General features: G+C 70.2%; 18 protein-coding genes and 3 pseudogenes. 9 read left to right on the top strand and 12 right to left on the bottom strand.

From position 1 onward, the window contains the following. Nucleotides 1-18: 18 nt before the first annotated feature. Genes FB558_RS19665 through FB558_RS19655 form a run of 3 tightly spaced genes read right to left on the bottom strand, consistent with a single transcriptional unit; the run spans nucleotide 19 to nucleotide 1,944 of the window. Nucleotides 19-954: an alpha/beta hydrolase gene (locus FB558_RS19665; protein WP_211366687.1), complete on the bottom strand. Its 936-nt coding sequence runs from the start codon at nucleotides 952-954 to the stop codon at nucleotides 19-21. Between the two features lie 52 nt (nucleotides 955-1,006). Next, the gene (locus tag FB558_RS19660; protein WP_142055555.1) at nucleotides 1,007-1,465 is read right to left on the bottom strand and encodes a DUF3237 domain-containing protein; all 459 of its coding nucleotides are present in this window, start codon (nucleotides 1,463-1,465) and stop codon (nucleotides 1,007-1,009) included. Further along, nucleotides 1,462-1,944 carry a nuclear transport factor 2 family protein gene (locus FB558_RS19655; protein ID WP_142055553.1) on the bottom strand — a complete coding sequence of 161 codons (483 nt, stop codon included), beginning with the start codon at nucleotides 1,942-1,944 and terminating at the stop codon, nucleotides 1,462-1,464. The genes FB558_RS19660 and FB558_RS19655 overlap by 4 nt, the downstream gene beginning before the upstream one ends. A gap of 280 nt (nucleotides 1,945-2,224) precedes the next feature. On the opposite strand from FB558_RS19655, the gene FB558_RS19650 reads away from it, so the two are divergent. Both FB558_RS19650 and FB558_RS19645 read left to right on the top strand, forming a co-directional pair. Further along, nucleotides 2,225-3,259, top strand: coding sequence for an NADP-dependent oxidoreductase (locus FB558_RS19650; protein ID WP_142055551.1), 1,035 nt, complete (start codon nucleotides 2,225-2,227; stop codon nucleotides 3,257-3,259). A 32-nt stretch (nucleotides 3,260-3,291) separates the two neighbouring features. After that, entirely contained in the window at nucleotides 3,292-3,621 is a 330-nt protein-coding gene (locus FB558_RS19645; RefSeq protein WP_211366763.1) for a helix-turn-helix domain-containing protein, read from the top strand. Here FB558_RS19645 and FB558_RS19640 read toward each other — a convergent pair. Next, on the bottom strand, nucleotides 3,528-6,347 hold the full coding sequence (locus FB558_RS19640) for a helix-turn-helix transcriptional regulator (protein WP_142055549.1): 2,820 nt from the start codon (nucleotides 6,345-6,347) through the stop codon (nucleotides 3,528-3,530). The two genes, FB558_RS19645 and FB558_RS19640, sit on opposite strands and share 94 nt — an antisense overlap. Before the next feature lie 121 nt (nucleotides 6,348-6,468). On the opposite strand from FB558_RS19640, the gene FB558_RS19635 reads away from it, so the two are divergent. Then, complete coding sequence (locus FB558_RS19635; RefSeq protein ID WP_142055548.1) at nucleotides 6,469-7,419, top strand: MBL fold metallo-hydrolase; 951 nt, start codon at nucleotides 6,469-6,471, stop codon at nucleotides 7,417-7,419. 41 nt (nucleotides 7,420-7,460) lie between these two features. Beyond that, nucleotides 7,461-7,961, top strand: coding sequence for an SRPBCC family protein (locus FB558_RS19630; protein WP_246106616.1), 501 nt, complete (start codon nucleotides 7,461-7,463; stop codon nucleotides 7,959-7,961). A gap of 34 nt (nucleotides 7,962-7,995) precedes the next feature. Here the strand turns inward: FB558_RS19630 and FB558_RS19625 are convergent, their stop codons facing one another. Beyond that, a complete protein-coding gene (locus tag FB558_RS19625) occupies nucleotides 7,996-8,307 on the bottom strand; it encodes an Lrp/AsnC ligand binding domain-containing protein (protein ID WP_246106615.1) in 312 nt (103 codons plus the stop codon). Nucleotides 8,308-9,465: 1,158 nt separating this feature from the next. Here FB558_RS19625 and FB558_RS19615 point away from each other — a divergent pair. The 3 genes from FB558_RS19615 to FB558_RS19605 all read left to right on the top strand — a co-directional run bounded on the left by FB558_RS19615 (nucleotide 9,466) and on the right by FB558_RS19605 (nucleotide 11,512). Continuing rightward, nucleotides 9,466-10,059 carry a helix-turn-helix domain-containing protein gene (locus FB558_RS19615; protein WP_142055544.1) on the top strand — a complete coding sequence of 198 codons (594 nt, stop codon included), beginning with the start codon at nucleotides 9,466-9,468 and terminating at the stop codon, nucleotides 10,057-10,059. Between the two features lie 383 nt (nucleotides 10,060-10,442). After that, complete coding sequence (locus FB558_RS19610) at nucleotides 10,443-11,150, top strand: DUF1684 domain-containing protein (RefSeq protein ID WP_170231415.1); 708 nt, start codon at nucleotides 10,443-10,445, stop codon at nucleotides 11,148-11,150. Beyond that, entirely contained in the window at nucleotides 11,147-11,512 is a 366-nt protein-coding gene (locus FB558_RS19605; RefSeq protein ID WP_142055540.1) for a nuclear transport factor 2 family protein, read from the top strand. The genes FB558_RS19610 and FB558_RS19605 overlap by 4 nt, the downstream gene beginning before the upstream one ends. Nucleotides 11,513-12,143: 631 nt before the next feature. Here the strand turns inward: FB558_RS19605 and betC are convergent. Genes betC through FB558_RS19580 form a run of 5 tightly spaced genes read right to left on the bottom strand, consistent with a single transcriptional unit; the run spans nucleotide 12,144 to nucleotide 17,997 of the window. Beyond that, complete coding sequence (gene betC, locus FB558_RS19600; RefSeq protein WP_142055538.1) at nucleotides 12,144-13,694, bottom strand: choline-sulfatase; 1,551 nt, start codon at nucleotides 13,692-13,694, stop codon at nucleotides 12,144-12,146. Between the two features lie 43 nt (nucleotides 13,695-13,737). Continuing rightward, nucleotides 13,738-14,757 carry an ABC transporter substrate-binding protein gene (locus FB558_RS19595; RefSeq protein WP_142055536.1) on the bottom strand — a complete coding sequence of 340 codons (1,020 nt, stop codon included), beginning with the start codon at nucleotides 14,755-14,757 and terminating at the stop codon, nucleotides 13,738-13,740. Nucleotides 14,758-14,788: 31 nt separating this feature from the next. Beyond that, nucleotides 14,789-15,589: an ABC transporter ATP-binding protein gene (locus tag FB558_RS19590; RefSeq protein ID WP_142055534.1), complete on the bottom strand. Its 801-nt coding sequence runs from the start codon at nucleotides 15,587-15,589 to the stop codon at nucleotides 14,789-14,791. Beyond that, entirely contained in the window at nucleotides 15,586-16,458 is an 873-nt protein-coding gene (locus FB558_RS19585) for an ABC transporter permease (RefSeq protein ID WP_211366686.1), read from the bottom strand. The genes FB558_RS19590 and FB558_RS19585 overlap by 4 nt, the downstream gene beginning before the upstream one ends. Nucleotides 16,459-16,482: 24 nt before the next feature. Continuing rightward, a complete protein-coding gene (locus tag FB558_RS19580) occupies nucleotides 16,483-17,997 on the bottom strand; it encodes an FGGY-family carbohydrate kinase (protein ID WP_142055532.1) in 1,515 nt (504 codons plus the stop codon). Between the two features lie 135 nt (nucleotides 17,998-18,132). On the opposite strand from FB558_RS19580, the pseudogene FB558_RS45740 reads away from it, so the two are divergent. Next, a pseudogene (locus FB558_RS45740) lies at nucleotides 18,133-18,393 on the top strand (GntR family transcriptional regulator); the annotation flags it as partial. 6 nt (nucleotides 18,394-18,399) lie between these two features. After that, a complete protein-coding gene (locus FB558_RS19575) occupies nucleotides 18,400-19,023 on the top strand; it encodes a GntR family transcriptional regulator (RefSeq protein WP_246106614.1) in 624 nt (207 codons plus the stop codon). A 106-nt stretch (nucleotides 19,024-19,129) separates the two neighbouring features. Here FB558_RS19575 and FB558_RS45735 read toward each other — a convergent pair. Both FB558_RS45735 and FB558_RS45730 read right to left on the bottom strand, forming a co-directional pair. After that, a pseudogene (locus FB558_RS45735) lies at nucleotides 19,130-19,504 on the bottom strand (SUMF1/EgtB/PvdO family nonheme iron enzyme); the annotation flags it as partial. Nucleotides 19,505-19,603: 99 nt separating this feature from the next. Next, a pseudogene (locus FB558_RS45730) lies at nucleotides 19,604-19,704 on the bottom strand (formylglycine-generating enzyme family protein); the annotation flags it as partial. Between the last annotated feature and the right edge of the window lie 1,021 nt (nucleotides 19,705-20,725).

The following is a 20,725-nucleotide window of genomic DNA, read 5'->3' as shown; positions in this document are numbered from 1 at the left end:
AGATCACGCCCTGAGGATCTATCGGAGCAAGTCGGAAAGCTCGCGCGCGAATACGGTGATGGCGTGACCGCCATCGTCCAGTACCCCCGCCAGCAGCGGGAAGCTGTGCGGCATCCCCTCGTACTCATGACTTCTGACGTGAACTCCCGCCGCCGCGAGCTCTGCCCCGTACCGGCGGGCATCGTCGGCAACGGGATCGACCTGAGCACTGACGATGACGGCAGGTGGAGCACCTGCGAAGTCCTGCGTCAGCAGCGGTGAGGCGAGACCCGAACGACGGTCGGCGGCGTCCGGGATGTACAGGTCGTATGACCATTCGAGCGCGGCCCGGGTGAGGAACGGGCCGTCCATGTGCCGCTTCACGGAATCGCTGCTCATGGTGGCGTCGAGAGCGGGACACAGCAGACCCTGCGCCTTGACCGGCGAGCCTTGCACTCGCGAGGAGAGGGCGATGCCCGCCGCCAGCGCGCCCCCGGAGGAGTCGCCGGCGACGGCGAGGGACTCGACGTCGATGCCCAATCCATCGGCATGCTCGCTCACCCACGAGAATGCATCGACGGCGTCGTCCTGAGCAGCAGGATACGGGTTTTCCGGTGCCAGCCGGTACGCGACGGAGACCACGATGAGGCCGCCCTGCACGCAGAGTTCTCGACAGAGTCGATCGTGGGTGTCCAGACTTCCGCGTACGAAGCCCCCGCCGTGCAGGTAGACGACGCCGGGACGCAGGGTGGGTCCAGCCGCGGGCGGGTGGTAGCACCGTGCCGCGACCGCCCCCTCACGAGTCGGGATCGTGAGGTCCTCTATCGTGCTGCGCTCGTCGACCGGGCCCGACAACGCCCTCATGTTCTCGCCGGCCTGCCGGTAGTCGGCGATCGACATCTCCCACGGCTGCGGAGTCGGGCGCGCGGATGCAGCGTGCACCAACTGCTGGACCTGCGCGTGCAGCACGCTCATGCGACCGGTCACCCCCGGAGCGGGAGGGATCCACCGAAGCGGCCGGCGGGTCTCATGCGTCGACCCGGAAGACCTGGAACTCGACGATCGGCCCGGGCTGGATGCGCCCCTGCCCCACGAAGATGGTCTGGTTGACCCAGGAGTACCGGGGGTCTCCGCATTCCAGGCGTGGTGTCGTGACGAAGTAGTGGTCTCCGAAGTCGGTGCCCGTCGCGCCGCCACCGAGTGCGCCCGCGGCCGCTTCGGTCACCTGGACCAGGCCCTGGTAACTCATGTAGATGACCGCGCCGTCGTCGGTGTAGAACTGTGCGCGCACGTCGAGGCGGCCGAAGCCGTCGTCCCCGGCCAGCAGCCAGTCGCCGCCACCGGGGGCGGCCGTCCCGCTGAATCGCTTGCCGGTGACCTTGCCTCCCGTGACGGCGAGGACCTGACGCAGCCCGTAGGGGCCCGGGCCGACGACCTGGGGTTCGGCGAGCTCTGCGGTGTAGCTGAACTCCGGTTCCAACTTCACTGACCGACCTCCACTCCAGCAGCAGCGAGTACCGACGACATGCCCTCGGCGATCTCGTCGTGTCCGAACGCCTCGAGGACGACGTCGGGATTGAAGTACTCGCGGAACAGGACGATCCGGCCGTCTCGGATCCGCATGTGGGTGCAGTAGGTGTTCGCGTAGATCTTCCCGGTCTGCGAGACCGTCGCCGTGCCGCGCAGCTCGAGGACGAAGAGCTCCGGGTCGGTGGTGTCGTGCACCGTCAGCGAGTCGACACGCAGGTCCGGCACCGAGTCGAAGAACCAGTCGATGAAATGCCCGATGAGGTGTCGGCCCGGCACGCTCTTGGCGAGCGGCTCGGGTGCGAACGGCATCTCCCAGACGGCGTCCTCGGCGAAGGTGTCCTTCCAGGCCTCCAGAGCTGCGCCGCGAGGTGGGCCGTCATCGAGAGCACCCCAGAAGCGCTCGACCACCGCGCGGTTGTCCGCTTGCGCGCTCATACACCGCCTCCATCCTTCTTCGTTGACTGATGTCCCAGCCGGTGTCCGACCACACAGTGCACGAGGTGTCGGCGCTAGTCAACACACTGTCGACTACGCTGCGTCGATCCACCCCGTCCGGGGCCTGGAAGCGAGGTCAGCGCCGGTCTCGACACTGCGTTGACGACGGTCGACGTCCGGTCTAATCTGCCGACAGAGTCTTGCGGACACCCCTTGCTACGGCGCTCGCGCCGCGTGTCCGACCACCCATGCCACTGCTCTCGACCAACGGGGGTCGATCATGAACTCGCCCATCAACCGGCTCTTCCGCTTGCGCAACAGACCTCGGGGCCGAGTCGGCGAGGGGGATCTCGAGTGGAGCGAGGAACCCGTCGCGGAGATCGGCGACGGGCAGGCGCTGGTCCGCACGCTCTATCTCTCGCTCGATCCCACGAACCGCGTCTGGATGAGCCGGATACGGTCCTACATCCCGCCGGTCGAGCTCGGCGCGGTCATGCGGGGGCTCGGCGTGGGACAGGTCGTCGAAAGCCGGCGAGCGGATCTGCCGGTCGGTGCGTTCGTGCTCGGTTTCACCGGCTGGCAAGAGTACTGCGTTGCCGACGACTCCGTTCTCGAGGTTCCTTTCACGGTCCTCCCCGACCCGCTGCCGGCGCCGCTGCCCGCGTTCCTCGGAGTGCTCGGACACACCGGCATCTCAGCGTTCATCGGTGTGGAACTGGGCGACCCTCGACCGGGCGAGACGTTCGTGGTCTCGGCCGCTGCAGGGGCTGTCGGTTCTATCGCCGGCCAGCTGGCGAAGCAGCGTGGCGTTCGGGTGGTCGGCATAGCCGGCGGCGCCGAGAAGTGCCACCGCCTCGTTTCGGAGCTCGGCTTCGACGCCTGCGTGGATCGACACTCGCAGGACTGGCGCGAGACCCTCGACGACGCGACTCCCCACGGCGTCGACGTCGACTTCGAGAACGTGGGCGGCCCGATCATGGATCACGTCCTGGGCCGGCTGAACGTCGGTGCGCGAGTAGCGCTGTGCGGTCTGATCTCCGAGTACGACAACTACAACGACCACAGCGACCAACTGGGTCTGCGGAACGTGCACCAGTTGCTGATGCAGCGGGCCACCCTGCGGGGGTTCATCGTCACCGACCACGTCGAGCGTTACGGTGAGATCATCGGAAAGCTCGCTGCGGCGCTGCAAGAGGGCTCGTTGTCCTACGACGAGACCGTTGTCGACGGCTTGGAGAACGCGCGCACCACCCTCAACCAGGCGTTGTCCGGAGAGACCCGGGGGAAGACGGTGGTCAAGGTCGCGTCGCCCTAGATCATGGTTCCTGCCGATCTGATCGCCCGGAGCTGTTCCCGTGTCGGCGTCAGCCCACGACCAGCAAGGCACGCCGATGGGCGCTCGAGAACCTGCACCGGCCCGTCACACTTCGGGAACTGGCGGCCCAGGAGGCGACGAGCGCGGGAACATTCACCCGACGCTTCCGCGACGAGATCGGCACCTCGCCCGGTCGGTGGCTCACCCGGCAACGCATCGAACGAGCCTGCGCCCTCCTGGAGCGCACCGTGGGCGTCTCACCCAGCGCCTACCGCGCCACGTTCCGCGGCCGTGAGCCCCGGCTCCCGGCACTGGTCACGACGTCGCTGGGCGCCGCCGTGTCGAGGACGTCCCGCAGTTGAGAGCGCGCCGTGATCCCGAGCTTGGGAAACGCCCGGTAGAGGTGCGAACTGACGGTCCGGGGGGAGAGGAACAGGTTCTCGCCGATCTCCCGGTTGGTCCGGCCGAGCGCGGCCAGGCGAACGACCTGTTGTTGCTGCGGGGTGAGTTCACCGAAGGCCGCGGGCTCCGCGGCGGCGATCTGCGCTCCGCTCGCCCGCAGTTCGGCCTCGGCCCGTGTCGCCCACGGTCGGGCTCCCAGTCGACGGAAGACGTCGTGGCATTCGTGCAGCAGGGGGCGGGCCTCCGCGATGCGGCGGCGGCGACGTAGCCATTCGGCGAGATCGAGCAGGATCCGCGCATGCTCGAACGGCCGATCGGCGGGCCCGGAGAGCGTCAAGGCGGCGCGGAAGTGCGTCTCCGCGTAGTCCGGGTCAGCGAGCAACGCCTGGCTGTGGTGGATGAGCACCTGGGTGCGTACGGAGTGGGTCTCCCCGGAGCGGACCGTGCGCTCGACGACATCGGCTGCCTGCTGGTGGTATCCGCTCCGCACCGCCGCCGCAGCGAGCTCCGGCAGGGCGGCCACGGAGGCGTGGTAGTGCACCGGCCCGCCGTCGACCTCGAAGGCGGCACGGAAGCGCGCGTAGGCGTCCTCGTGGTTCCCCGTGACGGCCGCGGAGATCCCCAGTGCACGGTAGGCGTAGACAGCGACGGACCGGCTCTCGGCAGGGTCGATCAGCGACAACGCGCGCTCGGCCAGTTCGCGCGCGTTCACAGCGTCCCCGCGCATCGCTGCCGCCAGCGCGTCGACGGCGGCTGCGCACGCCGCCGCGTGGTCGAGTCCGTAGGTGTCGGCGACCGCCGCGAGCTCCGCGCAGAAGGCCTGCGCCCGCGCTATCCGACCGTGCTCCAGATGGGCCAGTGCCGCCACGCCCCCGAGTCCGTCGGGAAGGGGGCCCGCGGACGACCAGAGGGCCAGCGACGCCTCGAAGGCTCGGACGGCGAGGCCGGTCTCGTCCAGGATCCAGGCTGCGATCGCCAGCAGGTGCAGTTCTTCCGGTCGTTGCCGAGCGGCGGTGATCAGCTGGGCCAGCTCCGCCCTCAGTCCGGCGCCCCCGGGCGGATCGGCCACCGCCATGAGCCAGCGTCCCAGGAGCGGGACCGACGTGGCGGACAGCGCGCGCAGGACGTCGGACAGCGCGGCTCCGATCTCGTCGCGTTGCGACTCCGCACCCGAGTAGAAGCGGACCACGGCCGCAGCGGCGAGTGCCTGCAACGCACCTTCCGGGTGCGCGGTCGTCAACTGCCGCGCTGCGGCCATCAACTGCTGGAAAGCGGCTGCCTGGGAGCTGGTCAGGGCCATGAGTCGCCCGGTCTGGAGCGCGGCCACGGCCAGCGGCGTCGGCTCGTCGGTCCACGCACGGGTGCGCGCGGCGAGCCGTTCCACCCGGACGAGCTGCCCGGTCATCACCGCCATTTCCGTCGCCGCGGCGATCAGCCGGACGCGATCCGCCCGGTCCGCGCTCAACTCCGCGGCGCGCTCGAGCGCGCGCGCCGCCGCGGCGTACCCGCCGCGGCGCCGTGCCCTCCCGGCGCTGTCTTCCAGCGCGGCGGCCACCTCGGGGTCCGCTCCGGTGGTGGCGGCGGCCAGGTGCCAGGCGCGCCGGTCGGGGTCCTCCGTCAGCGCGGACGCCAGAGCGTGGTGGGCGGCACGCCGCTCGTCGAACGATGCCGACTGGTAGACCGCCGAACGGACCAGCGGGTGCCGGAAGGTGACTCGGCTGCCGGTGCGGTCGACGAGGCCCGCCCACTCCACCGCCGCCCACATCCGGTCGGCCGGCCCGGGCAACAGGGTCAGGACGGTCTCGGCGGGGTCGTCGGCGGCGAGCGCCAGTACCAGCAGCCACTGCCGAGCGGCCGGCTCCAGCCCGTTCAGCCGCTCGACCCACCGACGCTCCAGTCGGGCCGCGATGGGCAGCGGGTTGCCGCTCGCCCACGGTTCCGCGTCGGCGCCGGCGGTTCTGGCGAGTTCGACGAGAGCCAGCGGGTTGCCTTCGCCCTGGTCGAGCACGCGCGTTCGGGTCTCGCCGGCCGGCGGCCGAGGTAGTCGGTCCAGGAGCCGTTCCGCGGCCGGGCGCTCGAGTGGCGCGAGCTCGAGCGACGTCCAGTGCCCGTCGAGGTCGGGGAGAGCGGCCGGCTCCCCGGTGGCGATCACCATCGACACGGGATCGTCGCCGGTCCGCCGGGCGACGAAGGCGAGCACGTCCAGCGAGGCGTGGTCGGCCCACTGGGCGTCGTCGAGCAGCACCAGGACCGGCGCCCCGGTGGCCAGGTCGGACAGGAGTGTGAGGACGGCGACCCCGATGAGCATCGGGTCGGGCGGGTCGCCGGGCGTTCCGGAGCCGAAGGCCGCCTGAAGGGCCGTGCGCTGGCGCGCGGGAAGCTCGGTGATCACGCCGGCGACCGGGCGCAGCAGCTGGTGCAGGGCGGCGAAGGGCAGGTCGGCCTCCGACGGACTGCCACCCGCGCGCAGCACGCGTCCACCCGATGCCCCCACACGCCGGGCGACCTGGTCCAGGAGCGTGGACTTGCCGATCCCCGGCGCCCCCGCCACGACGACGGCACCTCGCGAGTGGGGGTCGGTGCTCGCCTCGAGGAGCCGACGCAGCTCGGCGGGGTGAGCGGTATCCGCATCGGAGGGATCGCACGACGGGCTGTCGGTGCCCACGCCCCACGCGCGATCGGACATCACTTCTCCAGCATCACGGACCACCTGCACGGTACCGGCTGACTGCAGTCATGCGTCCGATACCGCTTCCACCCCGGCGAGCCGAAGCTGGGAGGAGTTCGGAACCGATCGAAGGAGAGCCATGCCCACCGGATCCGGGTCGTCTCGACACGACCCCGCCGCGCCGCGCGTCACGACCATCGAGCTCGGTGACGTCCAGATCACCCGCGTCATGGAGTTCTCCGACACCACGCCCATGACCACCGACGTGTTCTTCCCCAACAGCAAGCCGGAGGAGTGGGAGCGCCACGCGGCCGTGCTGGACCCGCACCACTGGGACGCGACGACCGACCTGACCCGCGCCGCGACCCAGACCTGGGTGCTGCGCAGCGAAGGCAGGACCATCCTGATCGACACCGGCGCCGGCAACGGCAAGTACCGACCGCTCCAGCCGATCTGGTCCTACATGGACACCGACTACCTGGCCAACCTCGCGGCAGCCGGCGTCAGCCCCGAGGACGTCGACATCGTCGTCAACACCCACCTGCACGACGACCACGTCGGCTGGAACACCCGTCTCGAGGGCCGTGACTGGGTGCCCACCTTCCCCAACGCCACCTACCTCATGCCGCACCGCGACTTCGAGTACTGGAAGCCGGAGAACCTGCACAACACCAAGTTCGGCCGTGGCAACCAGAACGTCTACGAGGACAGCATCGACCCGGTGATCGAGGCCGGACTCGTCACGACGTGGGACGAGTCCCACGCCATCGACGCCAACCTCCGCCTGGAGCTCGCGCCGGGCCACACCCCGGGCGCCTCGATCATCCACCTGGAGTCGGCGGGCGAGCGTGCGATCTTCGCGGGCGACCTGCTGCACGGCGCCATCCAGGTCCACGAGCCGCACATCAACAGCTGCTTCGAGGAGGACGAGGACGGCGCCCGCGCGAGCCGGGCACGGATGTTCGCCCATGCCGCCGATCACCGCGCGCTCGTGCTCCCGGCTCACCTGCCCGGACACGGCGCGTTCGAACTGCGGCGCAGGCCGGGCGGCTACGAGGTCGCCGCCTGGGCGCCGTTCTCCCGCACCTGACCGGGCGCGCACCGGCCCGCCCGCACATCGAAAGGATCCACGTGACCACCGAGACCACGCCACCGACCCTCGACGTCTCCGGCTACGGCTTCACCCGACGGGCCTGGGTGGCGGCCCGACCGGGCGAGGTGTACGACCTGATCAGCACGGTGTCCCACATCAGCCGCTGGAGCCCGAACGCGATCCGGGCCCGGTACGACGAGGGGGCAGGCCCCCGGCCGGGCGCCTGGTTCAGCGGCCGCAACCGCAGGTCGGGCAACGAGTGGGACAGCCGGTCGCAGGTCGAGGTCGCCGAACCCGGCTCCGAGTTCACCTACACCGTGCTCGGCTCCGTTCCCGTCCCGATCGTCCGGTGGCGCTGGACGTTCACCGCCTACGGCTCCGGGACGCACGTGACGCAGACCTGGCAGCTCCTCGCCGCGGACCCCGTCCTCGGCAGCACGTACCGGGACCTGGACGACCTGCGCGATGCCACGATCGACAGCGTCGAGGCGACCCTCGTGTCCCTGGCGAGCTGGGTCGCCGACCGGGCAGCGGCCTGACCGCGCGCGACCGCCGTCCGCACCGGACGGCTCGCTACCGCACCGGACGGGCGGGGCCGGGCGGCAGAACCGCGGCGGTCCCCGTGGCCCACGGGTCGACGGGGATCACCCGCACGCTGCGACCCCGCTCGTCGACGATCCGGCCGTGCACCTTCACCTGCTGGAGCACCACCCGGCGGTCCACCACTGCGACGGTCGGGTGCTCCCGCACGATCCGGCCGAGGGTCTCGTCGAGGTGCTCGAGCGAGCGCAGGCTGACGACGAGCGCGAGGTTGGCCGGCCCCGGTACGGCCGAGCAGTGCCGCGTCTCCGGCAGTGCTCCGAGCGCCCGTCCGACCGTCGTCACGTCGTTCTCCGGCACGGACAACCACAGGAAGGCCATCGAGACCCAGCCCGTCAGCGGGCGTGCGACGTCGCACCGGAAGGTGATGTCGCCGTGCCGGCGGAGCCGGTCCAGCCGCCGCCGGACGGCCTGCGGGGACGTCCCGAGCTCCAGGTCACGGGTACGCAGACGCCCGCCAGCGCGGGCTGTCGGAGCTGTTCACCACGGCTTTGGTCCAGCGGTCTTCGAGTGCTTGCAGGAGTCGAGTTTCGACTTCGGTGGCGACGTGGGAGTAGGTCTCTTGGATCTTGTCCTCGAGCAGGTGCCCCGAGGCGGCGGGACTGGGCCACCTCCGAGATCTGGCCGGCGATCATCCAGGTCTTGTGGCCGTGTCGCAGTCCGTGGAAGGTCAGCCCTCGCTTGGCGGGGCTCAGTGTGACGGCGGGCCGGCGCAGGTGTGTGGTGCCGTCGGCGGCGGGGCGTAGGACGCGGCGGGAGAAGTTGCTGCGCCGATGCCGCTCCCCTCGTCGCGAGAGGAACACGTACGGGTGGTCGTGGCTGGCCAGGTGCGCGCGCAGCAGCGTCGCTCAGGCCACGGCCTTCAGCCCGGTGATGTCGTCGAGCGGGATGGCACCCCAGCGGGACTGGATGTGGTTGGCGAGCAGGCTGCGGTAGTAGTCCTCGGTCCGCACGGCGATGTCCTGGGCGCCAGGCCTCCGCGGTCCACTCCCCCAGCACGGTCTTCCCACCGCGGGGGTCGAGCCAGGTGCCGTGGCGCTGTTCGGACTCCGTGGTGTCCGCGTGGTCCTGCGCGGCCTTCTTGGTGGGGAACCCGGGGACCGAGCCGATGGTGTCGTCGTCGCGGCGGTACCGGACCCGCCACGAGTTCTCTCCGCTCTTCTCCACCCAGGCCGCTACGCGGCCCTCCCCCAGTCGTCGCGGGGCGCCGCGGCCGGGTGCTGGCGGGTCGCACGGATCGGGCCGCGCCGCCGCGGCGGGCGCTGCGCTGTCCAGGGCTCGGACCGCCCGCGCACGGCGTCTGGTGCCGACGAGGTGTCACCGACCGCGGTCTCGGGTGCCGGGTTCGCCGGCTCGCCCCTCCCGGTGGTGGTCGTTCCTGGATCGGCAACTGCCCGGTACGGCCCTGGCAACGCTCATTGCCAGTCTGGCAAGCTGATCGGTATGGATGGCCTGGAAAGGGCGCTCGAGGCGGTCGGGCCCAAGCTGCGCGCGCTGCGCCGGCAGCGGAAGATCACGCTGGCCGACCTGTCCGCTGCCACCCACATCTCCGAGAGCACGCTGTCCCGGCTGGAGTCCGGCAACCGCCGCCCGACCCTCGAGCAGTTGCTTCCGCTGGCCAGAGCCCACGGTGTGACGCTCGACGAGCTGGTCGACGCCCCTCCCACCGGAGATCCTCGGCTGCACCTGCGGCCCATCAGATGCCACGGCGGGATGACCGTCCTGCCGTTGACCCGGCGTCCCGGCGGCGTCCAGGCGTACAAATTCGTGATCTCAGCTGATGCCCGGCGGAAGGAAGCGGACCCGCAGTCCCACGAGGGCTACGAGTGGATCTACGTCCTCAACGGACGGCTACGGCTCGTGCTCGGCCAACACGATCTCGTGCTCGCCCCTGGCGAGGTAGCCGAGTTCGATACCCACGTTCCCCACTGGTTCGGCGCAGCCGACCCGGGATCAGTCGAATTCCTCAGCTTGTTCGGCAAGCAGGGCGAGCGCGCACATGTCCGGGCACGCCCCAGGGCACCGGGACGCCCGTAGGCGGGACCGCGGACAGGACGGGACTGCGTACCACCCGAGTGGCGTGGGGGGATTCGGACCGGGACGGTCAGCGCCGGGCACGAAGCGGGGCCGGATCGGCCCGGCCGCCGTAGCGGGCGCGGGGACCCGAGCCGCATCTGCGCCAGCCGGCCACACCAGGAGCCCGTGACCTCGCGCCGACCATCGAGCGTCGCCGACGTCCTGCCCACGGGTCCAGCACCTGGCGGATCTTGCCAGAATGGCATGCAAGCTTGACGTTCTGTCTGGATCCGCCGGACTGTTGAACCATGCCGACTGAGAGCACAGCAGCGGAGTACGAAGCTTGGAGGGAGAGCCGCTGGGAGGAGATTGCTGGCCCGCAGGGGAAGGCTGGGGTAGTCCAGTTGGCGACGATCTCCGGTTCGAACCAGACGGTCGAGGGCGTGCCTGGTCATTGGAATACGAACGGATCAGGGGGCCTGGCATTCACCGCGGCCGGCGCGGACGGGGTATCGCTGGACGGCCGTCCGGTCGACGGCACCGTGGCCCTCGAAGTGGGTAGCGAGTTGAAGTTCCCGGGCGAGCGCAGCGGAATCATCTCCGGCGGTGGGGGAACCCATGGTCTCGTTGTTCGGGCGCCCGCCGCTGCGCCGCTGGCGGGGCTGCGAGAGATCGCGGTGTACCCGGTCGACCCGGACTACATCGTCGAAGCGGAGTACCGCAGGACGCCAGGACGGGTCGTAGAGGTCGGACGGTTGACCGACCCGCCCAGCAGGCAGATCCTGCCGGCGCCTGCCGACCTGGTGTTCGACCTGAAGGGGGAGCGGTACTCGCTGACGGTGATCGAATCGCTCCCTGGGCAACTGCTGGTGGTATTCACCGATGCGACGAGTGGCTCCGAGACCCCGGAGATCGGCCGGTGGGTGGTCCTGCCGTCGGCGGAAGAAGGCACCGTCCGGGTCGACTTCAACCGGGTCGTCCTTCCGCTGCATGCCTTTTCGCCCGCGTTTCCCTGCCCCCTGGCCCCGGAGGGCAACCACCTGCCTGTGCCAGTGCGAGCGGGTGAACGGACACCGGTCTACAACGCCTCGAACGGAGCGAATGATTCATGAGTGCGGAGATCCAGGACACCGCAATCCGATACCTGCGCCTGCTGGAGGCGGGCGACCACGCCGGCATGCGCGCATTGTGCACGGACACGGCGACCGTGTGGCACAACGATGGCAAGGACGAGCAGACGATCGACGAAAACCTGTCGCTGCTCAAGGGCATGCTCAGCAAGGAGACTTCGCTGCGCTACGACATCATTCGCCAGTTCTCCAAGCCGAATGAGGTCCTTCAGCAGCACGTCCTGCACATCACCAATATCGAAGGGCCGGCCGGTGAGGTGCAGGCGGCGATGTACTTCCGTTTCGAGGGCGGGCTCATCGATCGGATCGAGGAGTACGCGAACTTCATCCCGGCCGCCGGATGACACCAGGACGAATGTCGTGACCGCGGGTGGCGGGGCCGGGGACGAAGGTCTCACCTGCCTCGTCGGGCGATGGTCTGGGCATTCACGACTTGCCGCTCGATCGGCGTCGTGTCTGCAGCCCAGGTCGCGTCCGGCCGGTTCGGCGCCGCCCAGCCTCGCTCGACGGGCCCAGGTGCCGCGGTGCCCGCTCGTCCCGACTCGTGGTCGTGGTCCGGTGCACGCCGCGGCGATCATGGGCGTGACACCTCGCGCCGCCCCCGAGCGAGCAGCCGAGCCACGGGTCTCCGCTGCGGCGGCCGACCGCTCTTCCAGCCAGGTGACGATGGCCGTCCGGGGATCATCATCGGCCAACTCCTCCGCTCGTCGGCGAAGGTGGTTGGGCGAGTCCTGACGACGCGCACCGCACCGCGTGCGCACCACCGAGACGATCGCCGAGAACCGGTCAAGGCCCTCATCCGGCGCAGGAGGGCTCCCAGGAACATCGGACCTGGCTGCGACCGGTCACGCGGAGCCATGCGGGGAGGCGCCGAGCGCCGCCCTCGGGTGACTCGACCGCAGCGAGGTGGTGCAGGCGCGCCGGGCAGCTCACGCACCATGAGCTGCCCGGTGGCCATGCCGTCGCCGATCGGGGTCAGAAGCCGCAGAGGGGGTCCCACGGGTCGTCCTCGGTGCTGCGGACCCAGCGGTGGGCAGCGTCCGACACCGGTTGGAACGCCCAGGACGTGGACGCGCCGTGCGCCATCGCCTCGCCCAGGAACTGGCGGATCCGCTGGCTGGCGACGATCTCGGCCTCCGCGCGTTGCGGGTCCCAGTCGGCGAGCACGCGTTCGCGCAGACGTGCCAGTACCGGAGCGTGTTCGGGGTCGTCGGCGAGGTTGTGCAGCTCCCTCGGGTCCTTGTCCAGATCGTAGAGCTGATCCGGCAGGCCGCGGACGTGCACGAGCTTGTACTGGCCGGAGACCACCGCGCGGACCGGCCGGATCGTGCCCTCCGCCGAGTTCTCGACGATCACATCCGGATGCTGCCCGGGAGCGTCACGGCCGAACAGCTCGAGCAGGTTTCCGCCGGCAAGGCGGTCGCTCACGCAGCCCGGCAGCCGTGCGCCGGCGAGTGCGGCGAACGTGGGGTGCAGGTCGACGAGGGAGACCGGTGTCTCGACGCGGCGCCCGGGCGGGACACCGGCGCCGGCGAGGATCAGCGGCACCCGCACCGACCATTCCCGCAGGGTCCGCTTGAAGTACATGCCGTGCTCGCCCAGCTGGTCGCCATGATCGCTGGTGAAGACGATGACGGTGTCGTCGAGCAGTCCGAAGCGCTCGAGCTCGCCGACGAAGGAGCCGACGACGTCGTCGATGTAGCTGGTCATCGCGTAGTAGCCGCGGCGGGCGAGGTAGGTCTGCTCGTCCGCGATGTCGCCGCGATCCACCCCGTGGAACGAGTTCGCCCAGTGATCCAGGGGGTGGAGCGGGACATCGTCGGGGACGGGTTCGGGCATTGCGATGTGCCGCCCTTCGTACCGGTCCCAGTACTCCGGTGGGGCCACATAGGGGTCGTGCGGCTGCGTGAACGACGCGACCATCATCCACGGCTCGCCGGCTCGCTCGTCGCGGTCGAGCGCGAGCTCCCGCAGGCGCTGCAACGCCGCGAACCGGACCTCCTCGTCGTAATGCATCTGGTAGGTCCAGGGCAGCGGTCCGGACGAGCGCAGGATGTCGACGTACTCGCGGCCGCCGTTCTGCTGGGCCCCGGACAGCCGCGGCGGGTCGCCTTGCTCCTCCCACGGCCGCGTCCAGGTCAGGTCCGGCGGGAAGATGTCGGTGGTGAGCCGTTCCTCGAAGCCGTGCATCTGGTCCGGGCCGACGAAGTGCATCTTCCCGGACAGGATCGTGCGGTACCCGGCCCGGCGCAGCGAGTGGGCGAACGTCGGCACCGAGGCCGGAAACTCCTCGGCGTTGTCGTTGGACGGCACGTCACTGGGCAGCCGCCCGGTCATCATCGCGGCCCGGGAGGGCACGCACAGCGGTGCGTTGCAATAGGCGTTCTCCAGGACCGCGCCCCGCGCGGCGAGTGCGTCGAGGTTCGGCGTCAGGACGTCCTCGTTGCCGTACGGTCCGACGGCGAACGCGCTGAGCTGGTCGGCCATGAGCAGGAGGATGTTGGGTCGGCGGGTCGCCGTGGTCACGCTGCCTCCGGGTGCGGGATCGTCGATCGGCACGGAACGACCATCAGGGCTGCTGCCGGGCGTCGGTGAAGATGGACGGATCGAAGAACTGCGCCGGCTCGACGAACTGCGGGAGCGCGCCGATCTCGACGAACACCCGCTCCATCCGCCCGATCCAGTCGACGGCCGTCCCGTCCTCGTAGTAGCCGGCCCACTCCTCGGTCGAGAAGCTCTTCGCCTGCTGGTAGATCTGGGCGCACACCTCGGCCGTCATGAACTCGGACAGCCTCGGGCATCCGGTGGACAGCGCCGCGGCCTGGTCGGTCGTGATGTCGTCGTTGGCCTTCGTCCAGGCTTCGGTGATCTTGACGAGGGCGTCCCGGTGCTCGGCGTGGAACTCGTTGTTCGCCACCCAGCCGCCCGCGATCGCGGACGCCGGGTAGAACTGCTCGGAGGTCCCGATCTTCGTGGCGCCCGGCAGGCGCTGTGCGATCTGCGCGTCGAAGGGCGCCCACAGCGCCGCCGCGGGGACGCCCCCGGTGACGAACGTGTTGGACACCGCAGGCATGTCGAGGTTGACGATCTCTACGTCATCGGTGGAGAGCCCGTTCTCGGCCAGTGCCACGTGCAGCAGGAGGTGCGCGGCGGTCCCGGTGGTGGTGGCGACGCGCTTGCCGCGCAGGTCGGCGACCGACCGGATACCGGAGTCGGGCGCGGCCCAGATCTGCTGGATGTTGGCCTCGAGGTTGTTCAGCAGGAAGACCTTGCCCTGTCCGCGTGCTGGGAAGTTGGCGATCACGGCCCCCATCACGCCGACGTCGATGCTCCCCCCGGTGAGGGCGTTGGACAGCGAGATCCCGGTCTGGAAGGGCACGATCTCGACATCCAGTCCGGCGTCGGCGAAGTAGCCCTTCTCGTCCGCGAGCAGCAGGTGCATGCCGGGTGCGGGCCCGGCGATGTAGCCGATGGTCACCTGCTGGCGGGAGTCCGAACCACCACCGGACGCGGCGTCGGTCGAGCCGCACGCCGTGGCGGCGATGGCGAGCGCGAGCCCGGTGAGAGCCGCGAGAACACGACGCCGCATGGACGCCTCCTTCGATCCTGTCGACGACGGGTCAGGCGACCCGTGGGGTGGAATCCGTGCTGCGCAACATCGATTCGATCTCACGGCGCAGGGCGATGAACTCGGTGCTGGTCTTCAACGCATGGGTCCGTTCCCCCGACCACGGGACGGTCACGACGTCCTGGACGCGGGACGGGCGCGCCGACATCACCACGATCCGGTCGGCGAGGAAGATCGCTTCCTCGACCTGGTGGGTCACGAACACGACGGTGCGGCGCTCCTTCTGGTTGATCTCCAGGAGGGCCTCCTGCATGGTCTCGCGCGTCTGGGCGTCGAGTGCCGCGAACGGCTCGTCCATGAGCAGGATCTCGGGATCGACCGCGTAGGCGCGGGCCAGCGCGACGCGCTGCCGCATCCCGCCGGACAACGTCTTCGGAAGCGCGTCGGCGAAGGCGGTCAGCCCCATCAGCTCGAGGTAGCGGTCGGCCACCTCGCGCCGCTCGTCGGCGGGGCGGCGTCGGGCACGCAGGCGCATGCCGAACTCGATGTTCCGGCGGACGGTGAGCCACGGGAAGATCGCGTACTCCTGGAACACGACACACCGCGAGGGTCCTGGCCCGGCGACGGGTGCCCCGTTCACCAGGATCCTGCCCTCATCCGGATCGACGAACCCGGCGACCGTGTTGAGCAGCGTGGTCTTGCCGGATCCGCTCGGCCCCACGACGGCCACGAACTCGCCCTCGGCGACCTGGAAGGCGATGTCGTCGAGCACGGTGACGACGCTCTCGCCGCGCCCGAAGCGCTTGCTGATCCCGTCGACGACGAGACCACCGCCGCTGATCGTGCCCATCATCGGTCACCCCTGTCCTGCCACCGCACCAATCGCGCCGAGGCCAACCGGATGAGCAGATCCATCACCAGTGCCGACAGACCGATGAGGATGATTCCGGCGTACACCCGGGGAATGTCGAGGAAGTTGCCCGCGTTCTGGATCACCGCGCCGAGCCCGTCCTGCGCCGCGACGAGCTCGGCCGCGACCAGCGACGCCCAGCCGATCCCCAGCGACACCCGGGCCGCGGTCAGGATGTGCGGCACGGAGAACGGCAGCACGATCCTCAGCAGCACCTCGAAGCGGTCTGCTCCCAGCGTGCGCGCGGCGCGGACGTACTTCTCCTCGATGCCGGCGATTCCTTCGAAGACGATGACCACGGTCGCGAAGAACGCGGCGTACATGAGGATGATCCCGCGGGCCAGCTCGCCGATCCCGAAGTAGACGATCACGAGCGGGACGAGCGCGATGGGCGGCAGCGCGCGGAAGAAGTTGACCAGTGGGTTCAGGACGGCCCGTGCGAGGGGGAACCACCCGAGCACGAAGCCCACCGGCACGGCCGCGGCGATGCCGATCGCCACCCAGATGACGACGCGGCTGGTGCTGACGTACAGGTCGTAGGCGAGGCCGTCCCCCAGCCCCGTCCAGATCACTGCCAGGACCTCGCCGGGCCTCGGCAGCAGGCCGTTGCCGATGACCTCGGCAACCGCGACCACCTGCCACACCACGATCAGGCCGACGAAGCCGGCCGCACCGAGCAGGCCGATCCGCATCCTGGCCAGGGCGCGCTGCCGCAGGGTCGGTGACGACCGCGGGCCGGCGGCCCTGGGTGGGGCGTCGGCTGGATCGGGGCTCGTTCGTCGGCGGCCCGGGGTGAACACGACTTCGGGCACGGGCACTCCTCTCAAGGGCGGGTGTCAGCTGAAGGTCTCGACCGGGGCGAGGTGGTCATCCCCGCGCTGGATCGTGGCCAGGGCGTGCATCAGCTCCCGCGTCGCCGGATAGGCGTCGCGGTAGATCCGGTACAGCGCGTCGTACCCGGGCGCTGCCGTCGTCCGCGGCTGCACCACCTCGGCGCGGCGGGTCCAGTCGGCGTCGGAGCGGGCGAGGCCCACCGCGCGCGCCGCGAGCAGCGCGTCGCCGTAGGAGGCCCCGATGGTCTGCTCCGGCAGCTCCTGCGGGCATCCGGTGATGTCGGAGACGATCTGCGTCCACAGGCCGCCCCGGGTCCCTCCACCGACCGCGACCAGTCGCTGCGGCGGGGCGCCCGCCTGCGCGAAGACCTCCAGGTGGTGACGCACCGCGTATCCCGTCGCCTCCAACGCTGCCCGGTAGAGGTGAGCGCGGGTGTGGCGCAGGGTCAGGCCGAGGACGGCACCGCGGGCGTCCGGATCGAAGAGCGGCGTCCGTTCGCCGGCGAAGTACGGCAGCATCACGAGCCCGTGTGCGCCGGGAGCCGTGCGGCCCGCCTCCGCCACGAGGTCGTCGAATCCGTCCTCTCCGGAGAGCCGCCGCAGCCAGTCGGTGATGGCGCCGGAGGACGCCATGCCTCCCGCGAGGCACGCACTGCCTTCGGCAAGGCCCCTGGTCGCCCACACCCTCGGGTCGGTGACCAGCGCGGGCAGCATCTGGACCAGGAACATCGTCGTGCCGTACATCACCATGGTGTCGCCGGGTCGCTGCACGCCCACGCTCAAGGCCTCGGCCCAGGCATCGACCGTTCCCGCCGCCACGGGCGTGCCTTCCGGAATCCCGGTCTCCGCGGCCGCGGCCCGGGTGGTGTGCCCGACCACGTCGCCCGGCCATGCCAGGCGGGGCAGCGCGAGACCGGGGGCGACGACGGCGCTCCACTCCTCGTTCCAACGCTGCCCGTGCAGGTCGTACATGGGCTGGTACTGGCTCGCCGAGTGGTGGTCGAGCACGTACTCCCCGGTCAGCCGGGCGACGGCGAAGGAGCTGGCTGTCGACACCCGGGCCGTCCGCTCCCAGACGTCGGGCTCGTACCGGTGCAGCCACAGCAGCTTGGGCCCGGCGGACTGGCTGGTCAGGACCGAGCCCGCGGCCGCGACGATCTCCCGCTCGCCCAGGTGCTCGGTCAGCTCCCGCACCTCGGCGGACGCCCGGGTGTCGACGCCGTAGAGAATGGCGGGCCGCAGCGGCCGGAAATCGGCATCGGTCGCCAGTACGCACGGGCCGATCCCACTGATGCAGACGGCCGCCGGCGGTCCGTCGGCGCGTGCCAGTAGCTGCCGCGACAAGGCGGTCACGGCCTGCCACCAGTCCCGCTCGGCGTCGTGCTCGACCCAGCCGGGCCGCGGCATCGACGGACGATGAGCACGGGTGGCGCTCGCAACGACGGCGCCGTCCGGCCGAGTCAGCACGCCCTTGGCGCTCGACGTACCGATGTCGATCCCCAGCAGGAGCTCACCCATCCCGCCTCCTCCGCGTCGACGCCGGCGATCGACCTTCTCACCCAATTAGTATGACTAGCGCGGCGTAAGTTAGGACCATTCAGGCTGGAGTGTCAAGTGGCCACCTGGCTGCGCCAGACCGAGCGCGTGTAAGATATGACCAATGACGGGGGTGATGGTGGCATGCCGGTTGAGCAGAAGACGGCGGACGCTGCGGGTGGACGCCGGCGTCGGAGCCGTGTGGATCAGGCAGAGGACGCGCTGCGCTCGTTGATCAAGGAGTATCAGGCGGCGGGCGCGAGCCGGTTGCCCCCGGAAAGCCGGTTGTGCGAGTTGGTCGGCGCCTCTCGGAGCACCCTTCGTGACGCGCTCAGCCGTCTCGAGGTGGGGGGCGAGATCACGCGCCGGCGCCGCGTGGGCACCATGATCACCGCTCCGTCGCGTGCTGCGCACAACGGCTCGTTGGCCTATCCGGTCGACCTGATCCTGTCGCTGTCGGACTTCCTCAGCCAGGCGGGCGTCTCCTACGCCGTCCGTGCGGTGAGCATCGCACGTGAGCACGCCGATGACGGCGATGTGGCGATGCTCGGCGTCGAAGCCTGCGACCCCGTGTACCGGGCGATCCGGCTGTACGAGGTCGAAGGGCGCGCGGCAGCGCGGCTGGAGCACCGCCTGCCGGCGTCGTTCGACAGCAAGCCGGTGCGGATCAACGCCCTCACCGACGGGATCACGACCTTCCTCGAGCAGACCGAGAACGTCAGGCTCACCCGCAGCGACCACACCATCAACGCCGAAGCCGCCGACGACACCCTCGCCGGTGACCTCGAGGTCCCGGTCGGCACGCCGCTGCTGGTCATCGACTGCCAGCTCTACGCGGCGGGCTCCCACGCCGTCGCGACCGGCCGCCTGGTGTTCCGCCCCGACGTACTGCGCCTCGCCGCCTCGGCGAACCCGTCGACGTCATCCACCGGCCGGATCGGGACCTTCGGCCTGACCGCGGTCGAGACGCCCGCTCCCCCGAGCAGCACCGAGCACGAGCCGGGATAGCAGGACCGCGTATCGGTGGTCGGCCGATTCCTGAGCCGGCGTCGGCCGCGCAGCGGAATCCCGTGTTGCCGGTGGTCGAATCCGGCGTGTTGGACGTGCGGGCGCCGACGCGGGTAGCGCGTGCAGTACGAGGCGTGGCAGAGGTAGAGCCGCCGCGGATCACTCGGGCGTCCCCGTCCGGCGGGCCTGTGGGGTTCATCCTGGTCTCGGCGCCTCGACGTGCCAGGTGACGCTCCACCGGTCGGCACACCACTCCCAGACGTTCCCGGCCACGCCGTACAGGCCGAAGCCGTTGGGGGTCGAACGCGTCGACCGGCGCCGTCCCGACGTACCCGTCCTCCATGGTGTTCTTCGTGGGAACCCGGCCCTGCCAGATGTTGCACCGGTGCGCGCCGCCGGGCGTGAGCTCGTCACCCCAGGCATAGCGGCGCTGCTCCAACCCGCCGCGCGCGGCGTACTCCCACTCCGCCTCCGTGGGCAGGCGCGTGCCCGCCCAGCGGCAGTAGGCGACCGCGTCGTCCAGGAGACGTGCACGACGGGGTGGTCGCCGCGGTCCTCCACACTGCTACCGGGTCCCTCGGGGCTCCGCCAGTACGCGCCCTCCACCGCGCACCACCACGGCGCCGCGTCCAGGCGCCGAGCCCTCCGGCGAAGACTGCTGGGCAGGAAGCCCGCGAACACGAACCGCTCGGCCTCCGTGCGGTCGCCGGAATCGCGGATGAACCGGCTCCGGGCCCGACAAGGGCGTCGGTCCACGCGCGTCCATAGGCGTCCATAGGCGTCCGCGGACGGCCGTGCACGTAGTCAAGCAGCCCACCCCGACACGAGGAAACGGCCTGGTCCGAAGCTCCTCGCGGAGCCTCTGACCAGGCCGTTTGCCTGTGGGCGATACTGGGATCGAACCAGTGACCTCTTCGGTGTGAACAAGACATCACGTGTCCAGCTTGTTGCACCTGGACTCGCACGCCTCCTCCTGACCAGCAAGAACGGTTCGCCGGCACAGTCGCGATGTCTCATGAACGTCAGGCAATCTCAGGTGTGGGCAGGCCTCATGGCTACCAAGCTGGCTACCATGATCAGGAGATCCCATGGTGTGCCGCCGGACCCAGCGCTAATTGCTACTCCTCCTAGATATCGACCAGCTCGTCTCCTTACCGACGCGGGTCGAGCTTGCCACCAAGCCGCCCCGAGCGCTGTACGTAGGAATCGTGCGCTCATGTTCGCTTCCGATCGCGCACGTGGTCTAGCAGGAATCCGCAATCGTGAGCGCACGCGGCGCGTGGTTGATCGAGCTCACCCTTGATCAGCTAGCAGTTGTCGTCGGTCTCCAGCACGGCTCTTGACCACGCAACGACCACACCTCGGCCATAGGGGCCACGCGGGCGACGGCGACCACCACACTTGACCCCCAGTTCGGCGGCCAAACGGATTCCGCACGTCATGCACGTGAAACCCACTTCCGAGAAGGGGTTGCCGTGCGGCCACAAGCAGGGCGTTCTGGGGGCGCTGGTCCCCCACCTCTCGTCGAGGGCAGAGTCGGCGGCAAGGATCACGAGCTGCGCCGTGACCTCCTCGGTGTGAACTACTCCCGAGACCACTCAGCTACCGATCTCTGAGCTCGTTGTTATCGATCGTCGACGTCGGCCACGGATGTCCTGCGCGGCCCACGTTGTTGTCCGTACTGTGGCTGCCGGCGCCGACC

Source organism: Pseudonocardia kunmingensis (assembly GCF_006716445.1).
Classification (GTDB): domain Bacteria; phylum Actinomycetota; class Actinomycetes; order Mycobacteriales; family Pseudonocardiaceae; genus Pseudonocardia; species Pseudonocardia kunmingensis.
The sequence above is the reverse complement of the archived record's forward strand: the minus strand, read 5'-3'. Positions and strand labels throughout refer to the sequence as shown.